The sequence below is a fragment of the Prevotella sp. E15-22 genome (assembly GCF_023204875.1).
Lineage (GTDB): Bacteria > Bacteroidota > Bacteroidia > Bacteroidales > Bacteroidaceae > Prevotella.
In genome coordinates this window covers 1,727,734-1,746,157 of the sequence record NZ_CP096247.1, presented here as the reverse complement: position 1 = coordinate 1,746,157, position 18,424 = coordinate 1,727,734, and the positions used below count along the sequence as shown (strand labels likewise).

Annotated in this window: 20 protein-coding genes; 14 read left to right on the top strand and 6 right to left on the bottom strand. The window is 43.0% G+C overall.

Annotation, left to right across the window (positions count from 1 at the left end):
• Positions 1-18 precede the first annotated feature (18 nt).
• The 3 genes from M1D30_RS07070 to M1D30_RS07060 are packed head-to-tail and all read left to right on the top strand — an operon-like array spanning position 19 to position 2,638.
• Entirely contained in the window at positions 19-864 is an 846-nt protein-coding gene (locus M1D30_RS07070; protein WP_248502375.1) for a DUF4348 domain-containing protein, read from the top strand.
• The gene (murB, locus tag M1D30_RS07065) at positions 864-1,880 is read left to right on the top strand and encodes a UDP-N-acetylmuramate dehydrogenase (protein WP_248502373.1); all 1,017 of its coding nucleotides are present in this window, start codon (positions 864-866) and stop codon (positions 1,878-1,880) included. The genes M1D30_RS07070 and murB overlap by 1 nt, the downstream gene beginning before the upstream one ends.
• Entirely contained in the window at positions 1,877-2,638 is a 762-nt protein-coding gene (locus tag M1D30_RS07060; protein ID WP_248502371.1) for an MBL fold metallo-hydrolase, read from the top strand. The genes murB and M1D30_RS07060 overlap by 4 nt, the downstream gene beginning before the upstream one ends.
• Positions 2,639-2,693: 55 nt before the next feature.
• On the opposite strand, the gene M1D30_RS07055 is transcribed toward M1D30_RS07060, so the two are convergent.
• The 3 genes from M1D30_RS07055 to M1D30_RS07045 are packed head-to-tail and all read right to left on the bottom strand — an operon-like array spanning position 2,694 to position 3,540.
• Positions 2,694-2,957 carry a hypothetical protein gene (locus M1D30_RS07055; protein ID WP_248502369.1) on the bottom strand — a complete coding sequence of 88 codons (264 nt, stop codon included), beginning with the start codon at positions 2,955-2,957 and terminating at the stop codon, positions 2,694-2,696.
• 11 nt (positions 2,958-2,968) lie between these two features.
• Positions 2,969-3,316, bottom strand: coding sequence for a phage holin family protein (locus M1D30_RS07050; protein ID WP_248502366.1), 348 nt, complete (start codon positions 3,314-3,316; stop codon positions 2,969-2,971).
• A 14-nt stretch (positions 3,317-3,330) separates the two neighbouring features.
• Positions 3,331-3,540 (bottom strand): YtxH domain-containing protein, encoded by a 210-nt coding sequence (locus M1D30_RS07045; protein WP_248502364.1) that lies wholly within the window; start codon positions 3,538-3,540, stop codon positions 3,331-3,333.
• A 210-nt stretch (positions 3,541-3,750) separates the two neighbouring features.
• Between M1D30_RS07045 and M1D30_RS07040 the strand changes: the two genes are divergently transcribed.
• From M1D30_RS07040 to M1D30_RS07000, 9 genes are all read left to right on the top strand, one after another.
• Entirely contained in the window at positions 3,751-4,248 is a 498-nt protein-coding gene (locus M1D30_RS07040) for an SPOR domain-containing protein (protein ID WP_248502362.1), read from the top strand.
• Positions 4,249-4,258: 10 nt separating this feature from the next.
• Positions 4,259-4,678: a Holliday junction resolvase RuvX gene (gene ruvX / locus M1D30_RS07035; protein ID WP_248502360.1), complete on the top strand. Its 420-nt coding sequence runs from the start codon at positions 4,259-4,261 to the stop codon at positions 4,676-4,678.
• A 16-nt stretch (positions 4,679-4,694) separates the two neighbouring features.
• Complete coding sequence (gene def, locus M1D30_RS07030) at positions 4,695-5,255, top strand: peptide deformylase (protein WP_248502358.1); 561 nt, start codon at positions 4,695-4,697, stop codon at positions 5,253-5,255.
• Positions 5,256-5,303: 48 nt separating this feature from the next.
• Positions 5,304-7,292 carry a tetratricopeptide repeat protein gene (locus M1D30_RS07025; RefSeq protein WP_248502356.1) on the top strand — a complete coding sequence of 663 codons (1,989 nt, stop codon included), beginning with the start codon at positions 5,304-5,306 and terminating at the stop codon, positions 7,290-7,292.
• A 103-nt stretch (positions 7,293-7,395) separates the two neighbouring features.
• A complete protein-coding gene (locus M1D30_RS07020; RefSeq protein ID WP_248502354.1) occupies positions 7,396-7,884 on the top strand; it encodes a Fur family transcriptional regulator in 489 nt (162 codons plus the stop codon).
• A gap of 6 nt (positions 7,885-7,890) precedes the next feature.
• Complete coding sequence (locus M1D30_RS07015; RefSeq protein ID WP_248502352.1) at positions 7,891-9,162, top strand: adenylosuccinate synthase; 1,272 nt, start codon at positions 7,891-7,893, stop codon at positions 9,160-9,162.
• On the top strand, positions 9,163-10,518 hold the full coding sequence (gene hisS / locus M1D30_RS07010; RefSeq protein WP_248502350.1) for a histidine--tRNA ligase: 1,356 nt from the start codon (positions 9,163-9,165) through the stop codon (positions 10,516-10,518).
• 164 nt (positions 10,519-10,682) lie between these two features.
• Complete coding sequence (locus tag M1D30_RS07005) at positions 10,683-11,240, top strand: NADH peroxidase (RefSeq protein ID WP_248502348.1); 558 nt, start codon at positions 10,683-10,685, stop codon at positions 11,238-11,240.
• Positions 11,241-11,287: 47 nt separating this feature from the next.
• A complete protein-coding gene (locus M1D30_RS07000; RefSeq protein WP_248502346.1) occupies positions 11,288-12,658 on the top strand; it encodes a right-handed parallel beta-helix repeat-containing protein in 1,371 nt (456 codons plus the stop codon).
• On the opposite strand, the gene M1D30_RS06995 is transcribed toward M1D30_RS07000, so the two are convergent.
• From M1D30_RS06995 to M1D30_RS06985, 3 genes are all read right to left on the bottom strand, one after another.
• Positions 12,655-13,128, bottom strand: a complete 474-nt coding sequence (locus tag M1D30_RS06995) for a cytidine deaminase (protein ID WP_248502344.1) — start codon at positions 13,126-13,128, stop codon at positions 12,655-12,657. The two genes, M1D30_RS07000 and M1D30_RS06995, sit on opposite strands and share 4 nt — an antisense overlap.
• A 69-nt stretch (positions 13,129-13,197) precedes the next feature.
• The gene (uvrA, locus tag M1D30_RS06990; protein ID WP_248502342.1) at positions 13,198-16,029 is read right to left on the bottom strand and encodes an excinuclease ABC subunit UvrA; all 2,832 of its coding nucleotides are present in this window, start codon (positions 16,027-16,029) and stop codon (positions 13,198-13,200) included.
• Between the two features lie 10 nt (positions 16,030-16,039).
• Positions 16,040-17,491, bottom strand: coding sequence for an aminoacyl-histidine dipeptidase (locus tag M1D30_RS06985; protein ID WP_248502340.1), 1,452 nt, complete (start codon positions 17,489-17,491; stop codon positions 16,040-16,042).
• A gap of 67 nt (positions 17,492-17,558) precedes the next feature.
• Here M1D30_RS06985 and M1D30_RS06980 point away from each other — a divergent pair, with 67 nt between their 5' ends.
• The gene (locus M1D30_RS06980) at positions 17,559-17,774 is read left to right on the top strand and encodes a hypothetical protein (RefSeq protein ID WP_248502337.1); all 216 of its coding nucleotides are present in this window, start codon (positions 17,559-17,561) and stop codon (positions 17,772-17,774) included.
• 9 nt (positions 17,775-17,783) lie between these two features.
• The gene (locus M1D30_RS06975; protein ID WP_248502335.1) at positions 17,784-18,395 is read left to right on the top strand and encodes an OmpH family outer membrane protein; all 612 of its coding nucleotides are present in this window, start codon (positions 17,784-17,786) and stop codon (positions 18,393-18,395) included.
• Positions 18,396-18,424 lie beyond the last annotated feature (29 nt).

Here is an 18,424-nt window from a genome sequence, read left to right as displayed (position 1 = left end):
TGATTATTTCATATTTGTATGAATAGATTCTTTTTGTTCTGTGTGGTTGTTGCTTGCTTTTTACAGGGATGCAAGCAGAATTCATTGGCAGAAAACAATGGGGGAACGGACGATACTGACAGCATCGGAATGGTGGATGATGATCCAACGGCCGACGAAACGGATGAGTTAATATCAGAGGAACCCATGCCTAAGGCAGCTGAGGAGTTTTTTGATGACTTCTTTTTTAATTTTGCATCGAACAAACGATTGCAAAAAGAGCGCATTTGCTTTCCTTTGTTGGTTCGCTCTAATGCCAAGACTGATACATTGCAGAGCAAAGACTGGCACACAGACCACTTCTTTATGCACCAAGAGGAATATACCCTGATTTTTGATAACGAAGAACAGATGAATCAAGCCAAGGAGGTTCCTGTGGAAGAGGTTACAGTAGAGAAGATATTTCTGTCGCAGGCTTTTGTTAATCAGTATGTTTTTCGCAAGAAGAACGGTCAATGGAAATTGGATGAGATTCGCAAACAGACCCTTTCGCTGAATCCTAATGCCTCTTTCCTGGCGTTCTATCGTAGGTTCGCGTCAGACTCGATATTTCAACACCAGAGTCTGAACGAGGAGATTCAGTTTGTGGGGCCTGATCCAGATGACGAGTTTAGCCAAATGGAAGGTGTTATTACGCCAGATTTTTGGGAAGCTTTTGCACCCGAACTGCCACGCGACACCATATATAATATTATCTATGGTAAACGAAAAACATCGGCCGACGACAAAATTTTTGTGATTCGTGGTATATCTAATGGACAGGAGGTGATGCTAACCTTCCATCATCAGCATGATAAATGGAAACTTACTAAACTGAGTGAATAATGACTGTTCAACATAATTATAGCCTGTTGGCACACAATACTTTTGGTATTGATGTGTGCTGTCACACTTTTATTGAATATGCTTCGGTTTCCGAAGCCAAGGAACTGGCACAGATGCTGAAGGGACAGAACGTTCCCCTGCTGATTGTTGGTGGCGGTAGTAACCTGCTGTTAACCAAAGACTATGAGGGTATGGTGGTTCATTCGGTGATTAAAGGTTATGAGGTAGTGGCCGAGAACGATGACAATTTGTTGCTGCGAGTGGGTAGTGGCGAAGTATGGGACGATGTCGTTGCCATGTGTGTAGAGCATGGATGGTATGGCGCAGAGAACCTCTCTTTGATACCTGGTGAGGTGGGCGCTTCGGCTGTACAGAATATTGGTGCCTATGGTGCCGAGGCTTCCGATTTGATAGACAAGGTCGAAGTTGTGAGCTTGTGTGATGGCAGTTGTCAGGTATTCTCTAATACCGATTGTCAGTATGGCTATCGGCAGAGCAAATTTAAAGGCGAATGGAAAAACCAGTATCTGGTGACACATGTGACATATAGGTTAAAAAAGACTTTTGAGCCTCAGCTTGACTATGGTAATATACGTTTGGAATTGGAACGCAGAGGTATTTCAGCCCCCACTGCCCAGCAGTTGCGTGAGGTCATTATCGATATCCGCCAAAAGAAACTACCTGACCCCAAAGTAGAAGGTAATGCCGGCAGTTTCTTCATGAATCCCATTGTATGTCGCGAGCAATATGAGCGTTTGTTGGATCAATATCCCCAAATGCCTCATTATTATATTGATGAAAACCACGAGAAGATTCCTGCAGGATGGCTGATAGACCAATGTGGATGGAAGGGACGCAGTCTGGGCAAGGCAGGTGTCCATTGCAATCAGGCATTGGTTCTGGTGAACCGTGGCGGTGCCACAGGTATGGATATCGTTAATCTATGTGAAGCCGTTCGACAGGATGTGAAACATCGCTTCGATATACAGATTGAACCAGAGGTAAACATTATATGAAAATAACGTTTCTTGGCACAGGAACTTCATGTGGCGTGCCCGTTATAGGCTGTCAATGCAACGTGTGCAGAAGTATGGATCCTAAAGATCGACGCTTGCGCTGCTCTATTCTTGTGGAGACAGAGGACACTCGATTGCTGGTGGATGTCGGACCTGATTTTCGCGAGCAAATTCTTCCACAGCCTTTTCGAAAAATTGATGGCATTCTCGTTACGCATTCTCACTATGATCATGTTGGCGGGATGGATGATATCCGTCCTTATTGCCAGTTCGGTCAGATTAATGTATATGCCGACCCCATAGCCAAAGAGGGAATGCTACAGATGTTGCCCTATTGTTTTGCAGAGAATCGCTATCCTGGTGTGCCTAGAATCGAACTTAACGAAATACATGCCGGATATGCTTTTACTATTGGTGATATTGAGGTGATGCCGATTGAAGTGATGCACGGTAAGTTGCCAATCCTTGGTTATCGTTTTGGTCACTTTGCATATATTACTGACATGAAGACTATCGATGACACTCAATTGGCACTACTTTCTGGTGTCGAAGTGCTGGTGGTTAATGCTCTACGCTTTGACAAACCCCATCATTCGCATCAATTGGTTGATGATGCATTGGCGTTTGCCAGAAGAGTGGGGGCCAAGCGTACCTTATTAACGCATATGTGTCATGATATTGGACTTCATCGTGAAGTGAACGATAAACTACCTCAAGGTGTTGAACTGGCGTACGACGGTTTGCAACTTACAATATAGGCACGTTTTCCAAAAGGTAACGTGCCTATATTGTTTTTTAAAATACAAATTCTTTTTATCTGCGGAAGATGTTGAGAATGTTACCGTAGTTGCGCTTCAACTTGTGAAACGTCATGAAACCATCGTAAGCCATGATTCCATATTTAATGAATCTTGCAATTTGCTCGCCGCGAGACATCTCTTTCTCCTCCTCAGTCAGTTGTTCCCACAAGCGCTTCAATTCTTGGTCTTCTAACTCAATGACCTCATTGAGTTGTTCCTTGCGCATCTGTATTTCTTCTAAAGAATGATAGGGCTTTGTTCTTCTCTTTTTGGCCATAATTTCGATCTCTAGTTCAATAATAGCTTTGACAGAAATGTGACAAGGGGACGCTCAATCCAGGACGAACGCATCGTATAGCCTATGATTAGCATCAGAAGATAGAATCCTGCAACTAACAACAGTGATTGGTGGAGCGCCATGTATTGCGACAACCAGACTGCGATGGCTGCTGATGTGAAAAGCAGAATAGCCGAAATGAGGATAATGACTATAAGAGCTAGTGCGAACATTGTGAGCAAGCGTACTACCTTCTCAACAATATCCAATTTGGCATATTCCTTGCGCAGTTCAAAGTTGTGCTTGACCATCTCTATGAGTTGCGAGAGGGTCTCAACGTTTTTGTCGCTCGATAGCATGATGCTTGATTTGTTTATTCGTCGGCCAGATTCTCTAAATCGTCAACTAAGTCGCCTACGTCTTTGCGCTTCAGTTTGATATTATGCTTCTTCAAAAATTCGTCAACGGTGTTTGACAGTTTCTCACGGGTGTTGCTGCCTTTGTCGGGAGCAATAAGGATACCAATGGCTGCACCAGCCAGTGCACCACCAAGGAATGCACCTACATAACCTAAACCTTTCATAGTCTTAAATGTTTTTATTAAAAAAATATTCTTATCGACAGCAAATATACGAATTATTTGGTAAGAAGAATAAAAAAGTGGCGTTTTTTTTGCTAAAATGAACATATTTGACCTATTTAACAAAGTTTAGTCACTATTTTATTCCGTTTTTCATTGATATTTTGTAACTTCGCACCAAATTTATACGGTAAGTAAATAAACTGACTATTTATGAAAAAGAACATCGTTTTGTGTGCAGGCCTTTGCCTCGCAATGGTATTCACTGGATGTAAGTCAAGTGAGAGTGCTTATAAGAAAGCCTATGAAAAGGCTCAGGCCCAGGCTGCTCAGCAGGTGGAAGCTCCTGTTCAGCAGGTGGCTGAGACTCCTGTGGTAACCCCAGTGGTAACAAAACCCGCTAACCAAACTCAGGTAGTTGACAATATGGATAACGTAACTGTACGTCAGGAGCGTGTGTCTGTTGTGAATGGCGCTGGTCTTAAGAATTACAGCGTTGTTGTTGGATCATTCTCAGTGATTGCAAACGCAGAGGGACTTCAGCAGCGTCTGAAGAACGCTGGCTATAGTGCACAAATCGTAAAGAACGACGATCGTAACATGTATCGTGTCATTGCATCAACTTTTGATAGTAAGGCTGATGCTGTTCAGAGCCGCGACCAGTTGCGTGCCACTTATCAGGACGCTTGGTTGTTGTTCTATACACGATAACTTTAAATCATTGGCAAGAATACTTTCCATCGACTACGGTCGTAAAAGAACAGGCTTAGCAGTCACTGATCCACTGCAACTTATTGCGGGTGGATTGGCGACTGTTTCTACATCAGAGCTTTTTGATTGGCTCAAAGCTTATATTGCTCGCGAACCTGTAGAACGAATTGTTATTGGAGAACCACGCCAGCCTAATGGCGAACCAAGCGAGAATCTTGCGCGTGTTCAGCAATTTGTGAACCGATGGCGCAAGGCTATGCCCAATATCCCTATTGATTACTTTGACGAACGATTTACATCTGTTTTGGCTCACAAGGTAATGATAGACAGTGGTATAGGTAAGAAAGCTCGCCAGAATAAAGGACTGGTAGATGAGATAAGTGCGACCATTATTTTGGAAGACTATCTGCGTTCTAAGAAATTGTTTTAAATTGATATAAGTATATATGATTTTACCTATTTATATTTATGGCCAGCCAGTACTCCGTAAGGTGGCAGAAGATATCACACCTGACTATCCGGAATTAAAACAGCTCATTAGTGATATGTGGGAGACGCTTTTCCAATCGGAAGGCATCGGACTTGCAGCACCACAGATAGGCCGTGACATTCGTTTGGTGGTGATTGATCTGGATCCATTGGCAGAAGACATGCCTGAGTATAAAGATTTCCGTAAGGTATATATTAATGCGCATATCGTAGAATATGACGAGACTTCAACTACCACTTCGGAAGAAGGCTGTTTGTCGCTGCCTGCTATACATGAGAAAGTGACTCGTCCCGCGAGAATTCGTGTACAATGGATGGATGAGAACTTTGAGGCACATGATGAATGGATAGAAGGATATCTGGCTCGAGTGATGCAGCATGAGTTCGATCACTTGGATGGCAAGATGTTTATTGACCGTGTTTCGCCTTTGCGTCGCCAGTTGATTAAAAGTAAACTAAAGTCTTTAACGCTGGGACGCTATCGTTGTGGTTATAAAACAAAGCCTGTAAGACGATAGTTGAGAGGGAAACATAGAAATAAAAGATAAAAAAGTAAAAGAGGTATTATGAATGGAATATGTCCTTTGCTGAAGAGGGATATAAAGAGGAGTAATATTTTACTTTTTTATCTTTTATTGTTCCTTCCTCTTAAAGCCCAGTATAATACAGACCATTTGGTAACGATAGGACGCTCTGCTTTATATTTTGAGGACTTTGTTTTGTCCATTCGTTACTTTAATCAAGCAATTTCTGCTAAGCCATATCTCTATGAACCATGGTTTTATAGAGGTGTGGCTAAATATTATCTTGATGATTTTTCTGGAGCAGAATATGATTGTAGTGAGGCTATTCGTCGAAATCCGTATGTAGTCAGTTCTTATGAGCTGCGAGGACTGGCGCGCATTCAACAAGAGAAGTATTCTGATGCTATAGACGACTATACTACAGCCTTACGATATGATCCTGAAAACAGAGGATTCTGGAATAACCGCGTGCTCTGTCGTATTCAGAATAAAGACTTTGAAAAGGCGCTAGCCGAGTTGGATACCATTCAGCGCAGATGGAGCCAGTTCTCAAAAGCATGGAATATGCGTGCAGATGTATATTTGCAGCAGAAAGATACGACGAAGGCAGATGAGGCGTTAAAGAAAAGTTTGTCAATGGATCCATTTGATGGGCAGACGTGGGCAGCACGTAGTATCATCAGTTTGTCAAGAGAAGAGTGGGATAGTGCAGAGGTTCAATTGAACCAAGCTATTCATTTGATGCCAAGACATGCTGGTTGTTATATCAATCGTGCTTTAGCCCGCTATAATTGTAATAATCTGCGTGGCGCCATGAGTGACTATGATATGGCGCTTGACCTGGAACCTAATAACTTTTTGGGTCATTACAATCGTGGACTATTGCGTGCACAAGTAGGCGATGACAATAGGGCTATCACAGACTTTGACTTTGTACTTCGTCTGGAGCCAGACAACATGATGGCATTATTTAACCGTGCAGTACTATTGGATAAAACTGGTGATTTAGAGGCTGCTATCCGTGATTATTCAAAGGTGATTGACGAATATCCAAATTTCTGGACGGGATTGGAGTTTCGTGCTGCTTGCTATCGACGTTTGGGAAAGGTAAAATTGGCTGAAGCTGATGAATTTACAGTTTATAAGGCACGTCTTTATAAGCATTTATATGGTACGCAGCCTCGGTTGAATCCCAATCAGATTCGTAAGCGTAGCGATGCTGATATGGAGAAGTATAACCAGTTGGTGATGGAGGACGAACAGGAACCAGAGAGGGAATACTCCAGTGATTATCGTGGACGTGTGCAGGATCATAAGGTTGATTTTGAGTTTATGCCGATGTTTGTTCTTTCGTTTGAGCAACAACATAGTGAGGTTCGATCCGATCATGCTTATGATAAATTGGTGGAACAAATAAACGAGCAGTCACATTTACGAAAAATTTACATCACTTATCAGCAAACATCGCTAGACGAAGAACACTCTAAGTCATATTTTGCATATGTCGATTCTCTTACTTTGGCCATAAATAGTGCAAAAAACACGTCAAAGGCCATTATTTCCTTAATGTATAGAGCTATTGCCTTTTCTATTATTCAGGATTATGATTATGCAATTGACGATTTGACAACCTATCTTCATGAAGATTCTACATCTGTGCTAGCTCTCTGGCAACGTGCAGTATGTCAGTCTCGTATTAATCAGGTCCTTGCGTCTCAAGGACAGATGATTGAATTGAAGGAGGTTAGTGTGAGGGAAGATTTGAATTTGGCACTTAGATATTCTCCAAAGCATCCTTATCTTTTGTATAATCGTGGCGTTTTTGAAGCCCAACATGCCGACTATCAAAATGCTATTGCTGATTTTACAAAGGCTCTTGAGTTCGAACCGTATTTGGCTGAAGCATATTTTAATCGTGGACTTTGCCAGTTGTATCTGAAGCATGAAATGGAAGCAGTTCAGGATTTGAGTAAAGCTGGTGAAATGGGGCTTTATCAGGCATATAGTTTAATAAAGAAGATTAGAAAGTAGCGCATATGTATGCAAGAAACAATAATTGTTTCTCATTTTTTGTTTTTTTTATTCCTGATTATTTCTATTTCTCGCGCGAAAGTTGTAACTTTGCCCTCGGTTTATGAAGACGAGTGAAAAAAAAGATAGTGTGCGCATGGCTGCAGAGCGCATTCTAGATAATTATATGGAGATGAGCAATCATCGTAAGACGCCCGAACGGTATGCTATCCTGCGGGCTGTCTATAGTATAGATGGACACTTTACTCTTGATGAACTTGGGGAGAAATTGGCAGCAGATTACAAGTTTCCCGTTTCTCGTGCTACTCTTTATAATACGCTAAATTTGTTCCTAGAACTACGATTGGTTATCCGTCATCGCTTCCAAGGAACTACTAAGTATGAATCGTGCTATGCAGGCACGGGACATTGCCACCAAATATGTACGGTATGTGGCAAAGTGACGGAGGTAAAGGTTCCGGAAATAACACAGGTAGTCGACCAGACACATTTGAAGCGTTTCCGTAAGGATGGTTTTTCGCTCTATATATATGGTATCTGTTCGACATGTCAATCGGCAATAACTAGAAGAAACAAGAAAACTAAAGAATAAAAAACAATGAAACAAGGTAAGGTTGATGTTCTGTTGGGACTCCAATGGGGCGATGAAGGTAAAGGAAAGGTTGTTGATGTACTGACACCACATTACGATGTTGTGGCTCGTTTCCAAGGTGGACCTAATGCTGGTCATACGTTAGAGTTTAACGGTGAGAAGTATGTCCTCCGTTCTATCCCTTCTGGCATCTTTCAGGGTGGTAAGGTAAACATTATCGGTAATGGCGTTGTTTTGGCTCCAGACCTTTTTATGGAAGAGGCCAAAGCATTGGAAGCGACTGGTCATCCTTTGAAAGAGCGTCTTCATATTTCAAAGAAGGCTCATTTAATAATGCCTACTCATCGTGTGCTGGATGCTGCATATGAGGCCCAAAAAGGAAAAAATAAAGTGGGCACAACTGGTAAGGGCATAGGTCCTACATATACCGATAAGGTGAGTCGCACAGGTCTTCGTGTAGGCGATATTCTTGAAAACTTTCCTGAGAAATACGCTGCTGCAAAGGCTCGACATGAGGCCATTCTGAAATCGCTAAACTTCGAATATGATATCACAGAAGTTGAGAAGAAATGGTTAGAGGGTATTGAGTATTTGCGTCAGTTCCCGATTGTTGATAGTGAACACGAAATCAATCAAATTCTGCGCTCTGGTAAGAGTGTTCTGTGCGAAGGCGCTCAAGGCACAATGCTTGATGTTGACTTTGGTAGCTATCCCTTTGTAACTTCTTCAAACACTATTTGTGCTGGTGCATGCACGGGTTTGGGTATCGGCCCCAACAAAATTGGTGAAGTGTTTGGTATCATGAAGGCTTATTGTACACGTGTTGGCGCCGGTCCTTTCCCCACAGAGCTCTTCGATGAGACTGGTAAGAAGATTCGTGACCTGGGTCATGAGTATGGTGCCGTGACTGGTCGTGAGCGTCGTTGTGGATGGATTGATCTCGTTGCTCTGCGCTATTCTATCATGGTCAATGGCGTTACGCAGCTCATCATGATGAAGAGTGATGTGCTCGATGGCTTCGACACTATCAAGGCCTGCACATCGTACAAGGTGAATGGCGTTGAAACGCGCGATTTCCCCTACAATATCGAGGAGGGTATCGAACCTGTATATGTAGAGCTGCCTGGTTGGAAGACTGATATGACGAAGTTTACTTCTGAGGACCAGTTCCCCCAACAGTTCTCTGACTATATCAAGTTTCTTGAGAAAGAACTCGAAACTCCAATTACTATCATCTCTATCGGCCCCGATAGAGAGCAAACTATCGTAAGAAAATAAATGGCAAATAAACCAAGTATTCCCAAAGGAACTCGCGACTTCGGCCCTGTAGAGATGGCCAAGCGCAACTATATTTTTAATACCATCCGTAGTGTGTACGAGCTCTACGGATTCCAGCAGATCGAAACGCCTGCTCAGGAAACCCTTCAAACCTTGATGGGTAAGTATGGCGAGGAGGGTGACAAGCTTCTTTTCAAGATTCTGAATTCTGGTGACTACCTGTCGAAGATTGATGATAGCGAACTAACCGAGCGTAACACGCTTCGTTTGGCTTCTAAGATTTGCGAGAAAGGTCTGCGCTATGATCTCACTGTGCCTTTTGCCCGCTATGTGGTGATGCACCGTGATGAACTGCAGTTGCCCTTTAAGCGTTATCAGGTTCAACCTGTGTGGCGTGCCGATCGTCCTCAGAAGGGGCGCTACCGTGAATTCTACCAGTTTGATGGTGATGTAGTAGGTTCGGACTCTTTGCTTAACGAGGTGGAACTGATGCAGATTGTTGATACTGTTTTCTCTCGTTTTGGTGTTCGCGTTCAAATTAAGATTAACAACCGCAAGATTCTAACTGGTATTGCTGAGGTGATTGGCGCTGCTGATAAGATTGTGGATATTACAGTTGCTATCGACAAACTCGATAAGATTGGAATAGACAATGTTAATGCTGAATTGCGTGAAGACGGACTTACCGACGAGCAGATAGAGAAACTGCAACCAATCATCATGTTAGAAGGTACTAACGAAGAAAAACTTAACATTATTGCTGAGGTACTCGCCTCAAGCGAGACTGGCTTGAAGGGCGTTGAGGAAACTCGTTATATTCTTGGATTCCTGACTACACTTAATAATGAGATTCAGCTTGATTTGACACTAGCGCGCGGTTTAAGCTACTATACTGGTGCTATCTTCGAGGTGAAGGCACTCGACACACCAATGGGGTCTATCTCTGGTGGTGGACGTTACGATAATCTCACAGGAATCTTTGGAATGCCGGGACTTTCAGGTGTCGGAATATCGTTTGGCGTTGACCGTATATATGATGTACTGAATGCTCTTGATCTATATCCCCAAGACTCTCTTAATACTACTCAGGTGCTTTTCATTAATTTTGGTGAAAAGGAAACTTCATATTGCCTGCCTATCATTGCTAAGGTGCGTGCAGCTGGCATTCGTGCAGAAATTTATCCTGATAGTGCTAAGATGAAGAAACAAATGTCTTATGCCAACGCTAAGCAGATTCCTTTTGTCGTACTAGCAGGCGATAATGAAATTGCTGAGGGAAAGGTTACATTGAAAAATATGGAGACGGGCGAGCAGAAACTTGTTTCTGATGACGAGCTTATTTCTGCAATCGAATAAGTAAACTCAGTTGTTACAGTCTTTCATCAATGTTGTACTGACAATGTTGAAATAGGAATTCTAAGAATATTAAAACAAATCTCGCAAAAAATTTGCGAGATTTGTTTTTTCTATGTATCTTTGCCAAATAACATTATTTATTTACTAAACAATAACTAACGACTATGAAGAAGAAATTTATTTGTGCTGTTTGTGGATATATCTACGAAGGCGAGAATCCCCCAGAAAAGTGTCCCATTTGTAAAGCTCCAGCTTCTAAGTTCTCGGAATTGAAGGATGATGCTGATATGACCTATGCTACTGTTCATAAGATAGGTGATGGTAAACCAGAGGGTGTTAGCGAGGAAATGATAAATGATCTGCGTAATCATTTTAATGGTGAATGTAGTGAAGTTGGTATGTATTTGGCAATGGCTCGTCAGGCAGATCGTGAGGGTTATCCTGAGGTTGCAGAAGCATTCAAACGTTATGCTTTCGAGGAAGCTGATCATGCTAGTCGTTTTGCGGAACTGCTTGGTGAATGTGTTTGGGACACGAAGACTAACCTCGAAAAACGTGCTGTTGCTGAGGCTGGTGCTTGTGAGGATAAGTTCCGTATTGCTAAGAATGCAAAAGCTGCAGGTTTTGATGCTATTCATGATACCGTTCACGAGATGGCCAAGGATGAAGCTCGTCATGGCGCAGGTTTCGCTGGATTGCTAAAACGTTATTTTGGTAAGTAGGCATTAAAAAGTAATATCACATACATCGAAAGTGATACAATAAAAATATGAAAAGTTCGTTTTATTTATATATGATAAGACGAACTTTTCTTTTTCTCAGTATAGTAATCGGTCTTTTGGCCTGTTCGGATAACGACACGTTTACAACGAGTCCTAATGCGTTATTGTCTTTCTCAAAAGATACAGTGAATATGGATACTATTTTCTCGAATTATGGTTCCAGAACACATGACTTTTGGGTTTTTAATAATACTTCAGATGGTTTGCGAATACAAAGCGTTCGCCTGAAGCGTGGAAACCAGACTGGATATCGAGTGAATGTAGATGGTATCTATCTTGATAATAATTATGGTTCAGTGCTGACTGACATTGAGGTACGTAAGAATGATAGTATTCGTGTGTTCGTTGAATTGACAGCACCGGAGAACGGTGAACTTGATCCTCAACCTATTGATGATCAATTGGTTTTCAAGCTTGAGAGTGGTGTCGAACAGGTGGTATCTTTGCATGCGTTTGCATGGGATGCCATTGAGTTACGTGATATGGTTGTTAAATCAGATAGTGTGATAGAGAGTCAACGGCCCATAGTGGTATATGGTGGAATTACAGTTGATAGTGCTATAACGCTTACCATCAAAAATTCAACCCTTTATTTCCATGATGGAAAAGGAGTTGACGTTTATGGTTGTCTGATGATGGATTCTGTTGTGTTGCGTGGTGATCGATTGGATCACATGTTTGACTATTTACCTTACGATCGTGTGAGTGGACAATGGGGCAATAAAGGAGGTATTCGTATTCATAGTTCCTCAAAGGGTAATAAATTTCGTCGAACAGAGATTCGTAATGCTGGTGAGTTTGGTGTGCGCTGTGATTCTGCTTCTTTCGATGCTGACGTGCTTCGACTGGATATGGAGCGTTGTATAATTCATAATTGTAAGGGTGTTGGTCTTGTAAGTCTTAATTCGAATATCCGCCTTCGTGACTGTCAGATTTCTAATACACAAGGCGATTGTGTTAGTATTGTTGGTGGCTTCGCAGATATTTCGCATTGTACTTTGGCACAGTTCTATCCTTTTGTTGGCGGACGCGGTGCCGCATTACGCTTTAGTAATCTTCTGCCTCTTTATGGTTTAGTCTGCGATAGTAGTATTGTTACAGGTTATGATAATGATGTTGTGATGGGGGTTAATACAGATACCTTAAATATTTTCGATTATCGATTCAGCCATACCTTATTGCGTACACCTATGGTCGAGACGGAAGATAGTTTGCGTTTTGTATGTATGATTTGGGAAAGTCCAAAAGATTCTATTCAAGGGAAGCAGCACTTCAGACTTGTTGATGAACAGAATCTGAAGTACGACTTCCATCTTGATTCTATTTCCCCAGCTCAAGGCTTAGGGTGTTATTATTAAAACTCGGTGAACGACAGCGGCATTAAATGTTTGATGCCGTCCATCACGTATACCTTATTCTTTCCGTAAAGAAGTATTCTAAGTGGCTTAGAGAAACGTGTCTCAGTCTCGATTATCACTTGACGACAGGTTCCACATGGACTTACGGGTTCGGCAGTCAATTCGCCATTGGGCTGTCGGGCCGCAATAGCTAGTGTTGTGGGAGCCACATCGGGATACAAAGCGCCAGCGGCAAAGATGGCAGAACGTTCGGCACAAATACCAGCAGGGAAGGCTGCGTTTTCTTGATTGCATCCTGGCAGAACCTCACCATTTTCTAGTTGTAAGGCTGCTCCCACATGGAAATGCGAATATTTGGCATAACTGTTGTTAGTCATTTCAATTGCCTTTGACAACAAGAACTGCTCATCGTTTGTCAATTCTTCCATTTTGCATTCCATAATAATGGGTTTCAGATTCAATTCTTTCATATGCGTTTTCTTAGATTTAATTCTAATTTCAGAATTCTATGTAGTTATGCAATTATTTGATACTTTGCCTTATATCTTTGCTTTTAGATATTGTCCCGTTATACTCTCTTGACACTTCACTACTTCCTCAGGTGTTCCTGCAACGACAAGCTGACCACCCTTATCACCACCATCCGGACCTAAGTCGATGATATGGTCGGCCAACTTGATAACATCCATATTGTGTTCAATGATGACAATGGTATGTCCTCTAGAGATAAGCGCATCCATTGATGACATTAAACATTTTATGTCATGAAAATGAAGACCTGTTGTTGGCTCGTCAAAGATAAAGAGTGTGGGGTCTTGTTTCTCCTGACCTATAAAATAAGCTAGTTTTACGCGCTGGTTCTCGCCGCCAGAGAGTGTGCTAGAACTTTGTCCCATTTTAATATATCCTAGGCCAACATTCTCTAATGGCCTCAGCCTGTTAACAATAGTCTTCTGCCCATGCGTCTTAAAGAACTCGATAGCTTCGGAGATGGTCATATTAAGGATGTCATCAATATTCTTTCCTTCATATCTAACATCCAAAATATCTTTCTTAAAGCGTTTCCCATGACACGATTCACATTCCAACACAAGGTCGGCCATGAATTGCATTTCTACCGTAATGGTGCCCACACCCTTACACTCGTCGCATCGTCCACCATCAGCATTAAATGAGAAGTATTGTGCAGTGAATCCCATCTGTTGTGACAGTGGTTGAGCTGCATATAAGTCGCGAATGGCATCCCATGCTTTTACGTATGTAGCAGGGTTCGAACGCGTTGATTTTCCTATGGGGTTTTGATCAACGAATTCTATGCGCCGAATAGCGTCGATATCGCCCGAGAGTTTACTGTATTCGCCTGGAGCATCGCATACATCGCCCAGATGGCGTTTAATAGCAGGATAGAGAATGCCTTTAATAAGACTTGATTTACCTGAGCCTGATACACCGGTAACAACGGTGAGAACATTGAGCGGAATTTGTACATCGATACCTCGAAGATTGTTCATTCTTGCTCCTAGGATGTCTATGTGACGATTCCAGGGGCGTCTACTTTGAGGAACGCTTATTGTTTCTGTTCCAGAGAGATAAGCTAGAGTGTAAGATCTTGTGTCGTTAGCCTTGTCTGCATTGTTAGAATGGGTGGGATTATCTGTTTTGCTATTTGAACTCTTGTTGTTTGGTTCACCTGCAAACACAATCTCTCCTCCTAGTCTGCCAGCGTCTGGACCAACATCAATTAGATAGTCTGCAGCGCGTATAATATCCTCGTCGTGTTCCACTACCACCACCGTGTTGCCTAGTGCTTGTAATTCTTTAAGTACTTTGATAAGACGGTCGGTGTCACGTGAATGCAGTCCGATGCTTGGCTCATCAAGGATATAGAGTGAACCAACCAGACTGCTTCCAAGCGATGTACATAGGTTGATGCGCTGACTTTCACCGCCGGATAAGCTGTTTGACAGACGATTAAGTGTGAGATATCCCAATCCAACATCTAGCAGGAACTGCAGACGGGAAGTAATCTCTGTTAGTAGTCGGCGTGCCACTTCCGTATCGTGTTCAGACAAATCTAGTTTATCAAACCATTCTTTTAGCCTTACTACAGGCATCTGAACCAAATCCGTAATACTTCTTCCACCTATCTTTACATACTCTGCCTCTGGTTTCAATCGTGTGCCATGACAAGTGGGGCACATCGTCTTGCCACGATAGCGCGCCATCATCACACGGTATTGTATCTTGTATTGATTTTCCTTCACCATTTCGAAGAACGCATCAATACATGGTTTTTCTTTAGCTTTCTTGTCCGATGGCAAGCCGTGCCACAACCAGTCCTTTTGTTGTTGTGTCAGATTGTAATAAGGTTCAAAAATTGGGAAGTCGTCTTTTGCAGCATGCTGGATAAACCAATTCTTCCATTCTCCCATCTTTTCGCCACGCCAACATACAACACAACCATCGTATAACGATAGGCTGGGGTCGGGGACGACGAGATGCTCGTCGATACCAATTACCTGTCCGAATCCTTGGCATTCAGGACATGCGCCAGCTGGCGAGTTAAACGAGAATAATTGGTCGGAAGGATCCTCAAAACTGATGCCGTCCGCTTCGAATCGCGTAGAAAAGTCGTATGCCAATCCTGCAGGCAATACCAAGAGTCGCATTTCCCCTCTGCCTTCAAAGAATGCTGTTTCGGCAGAATCAACCAATCGGTCAACGGTATCTTTGTTTGTTGATGCCGACAAGCGATCGATGACGATATAAATATCTTCGTCTGTAGCTCCACAGTCTAAATAGTCGTCAATACGCTGCACATCATTCTTTACATAGATTCGACTATATCCCTGAATGATATATGCTTTTAGCTGCTGTTCTATGCTGCGTCCCTCTGTGCGTATGAGTGGTGCCATCACCAGAAACTTCGTTCCTTCAGAGAACTCCAGCATCTTCTTGATAACATCCTCCGTTGAATGTCGCTTAACTTCTTCACCGCTTACTGGCGAGAATGTATGGCCGATTCGTGCAAAAAGTAGTCTCAGATATTCGTAAATCTCTGTCGACGTGCCAACCGTACTTCGTGGGTTACGTGCTATAACCTTCTGCTCTATTGCAATGGCCGGTGGAATGCCTTTGATAAAGTCGCATTCCGGTTTGTTCATACGTCCAAGAAACTGGCGTGCATAGCTAGAGAGACTCTCCACATAGCGGCGCTGTCCCTCTGCATATAGTGTATCGAAGGCCAGCGACGATTTGCCGCTGCCCGATACGCCTGCAATGACTACGAACTTATTTCTGGGAATTCGCACGTCAACATTCTTTAGATTGTTGACGCGCGCTCCCTTAATTACGATAAACTTTTGACTCACCTTATATATATTAGATGCGCTTCAGTACCAACAGCAGATGATCCCATACCATTTGGACAGTGGGAATATATAGACGCTCGTCTGGCGTATGAACGTCGCGCAGCGTAGGACCAAAAGAGATCATATCGATATTTGGATAGCGCTCCGAGAACAGACCGCATTCCAATCCGGCGTGAATACCACGTACCACAGGCTCTTTACCGAACAGTTCCTTATATGTCTCGACTACTGTATCGCGGAGTTTACTCTCTGCTCTCATCTTCCATGCCGGATAGCCATCGCTGCTGTGTGCTTCTGCACCAGCTAATTGGAAGGTGGCCACAATGGTTGCGCACATGTTGTCAAGGTTTGACATTACGTTAGAACGCTGTGATGAGAGAATGGTAATCTCTGTTTCGGTTGAGTGGATTGCTGCGATATTGCTTGATGTCTCTACCATATCGTTCAGCTCGGGGTCTTGACAGATGGCATAGATGCCATTGTCTACAGCCTGCAATGCCCACACAAAATTACGGGCAACTTGAGCTTCAATCACAGTCTGTGCCTCTGCGCTCTCCATGGTCCATACCATTTGTGTGTCAGTAACATGGAATTCGTCTTCTACCTGAGCGGCAAAAACGTTCCAGTCTGCCTTTACATTCTCTTTTACATCGTGAGGAACGGCAATAACAAACATACCATCGCGAGGAATGGCGTTGTGCAGTTTGCCTGAATGAAACTCTGCTAAGCGTACACCCTCATAGCGGTTCATTGTCTGGAACAGGAAACGTCCTAAAAGCTTGATGGCGTTGGCGCGCTTCTTGTTGATGTCGTCACCCGAGTGTCCGCCTGTCAGTCCCTTCAGTTGGGCACGCAGGAAGAAAGAATCTGCTGCAGCTTCCTCGCGCTTGAATGTAAATTTTGCCTGTGTGTTTCGTCCGCCGGCACACGATACGAACATTTCGCCCTCATCCTCCGAGTCAAGGTTAATCAGATAATCGCCTGTCATGAAGCCTGCCTTCATTCCCTCTGCGCCACTGAGACCAGTCTCTTCATCGCGGGTGAATACACACTCCAATGGACCATGCTCTATGTCGTTCGCCTCGAGAATTGCTAGTTCAATAGCACAACCAATGCCGTCGTCAGCACCAAGAGTGGTTCCCTTAGCTTTAAGCCAGTCACCGTCTACGTATGTCTGAATGGCATCCTTGTCAAAGTCAAAGTCAACATCCACCAACTTGTCGCACACCATATCCATATGGCTCTGCAGAATCACCGTTTTGCGATTCTCCATTCCTTTGGTGGCTGGTTTGCGAATCAGTACGTTGCCTGTCTCGTCAACAATGGTCTCAAGATTGTGGCTCTCACCCCAACTCTTGAGGTATTCAATCATCTTCTCTTCGCGTTTCGAGGGGCGGGGAATTTCGTTAATCTTTGCAAATTGCTCGAACACTGAAGCAGGTTTTAAATCACTTTTATTCATTTTTAATGTTTTATTGATATATTGTTTAATTTATTATTATTACCTTTGCAGCGCAAAATTACAAAAAATGAGTGAAATAATTGCTATCTGCACGTTAATAATTGCTATATCGATGGCATTTTTGTGCATTAAACTGTTTTTCCTGAAAGATGGACGCTTTGCTTCTCAGCATATTCATGACTCTGAGGCGATGCGTGAACGTGACATCCATTGTGTGATGGACCAAGATAGAGAGCAGCGTCGTAAGAGTCGCTGGGCAGTTAGTGAAAAATCAAATAAATAAATAATAGAAATGAAAAAGAACTTTTTTCGTGCTTATGCACTGTTGACTGTTGCCGTAGTCTTTGGGTCATGTAACAACTCTGCACCTCAGATGGACGAAGAACCCGTTGCAGAGGTGAGTGCTGAGGCAGGTAATGGCATGCGTATTGCCTACATTGAGATTGATACCCTGACTTCTCAGTATGAGTTTGCCAAGCAGAAGTCATTGGAACTCGAGAAGAAAGGAACTAATGCTCGCAACACCATTCAGGCTAAGAGTCAGCAGTTTGAGAAGAAAGCCGCTGCCTTCCAGCAGAAGTTGCAGAGTAACGGTTTTACCAGTCGTGAGCAGGCTGAGGCCGAACAGGCAGCCCTTCAGCGCGAACAGCAGAACATTATGGCTCTCCAGCAGCGTCTTGAGAATGAGTTGGCCAGTGAGCAGCAGAAATTCTTGCAGGCTTTCCAGGACTCACTCGATAATTATCTGAAAGCCTATAATAAGGCTAAGAAGTACGATATGATTGTCAACAAGGCTGCAGTGCTTTATGCTGACAAGCGCTTTGATATTACCTCTGAAGTGGTAAAGGGCATGAATAACCGCTATAAGAAGGGTTCTGCCTCTAGTACTGAGAAGAGTAAGTAAATATTAGAATATCATTTTAAAGTATTTCC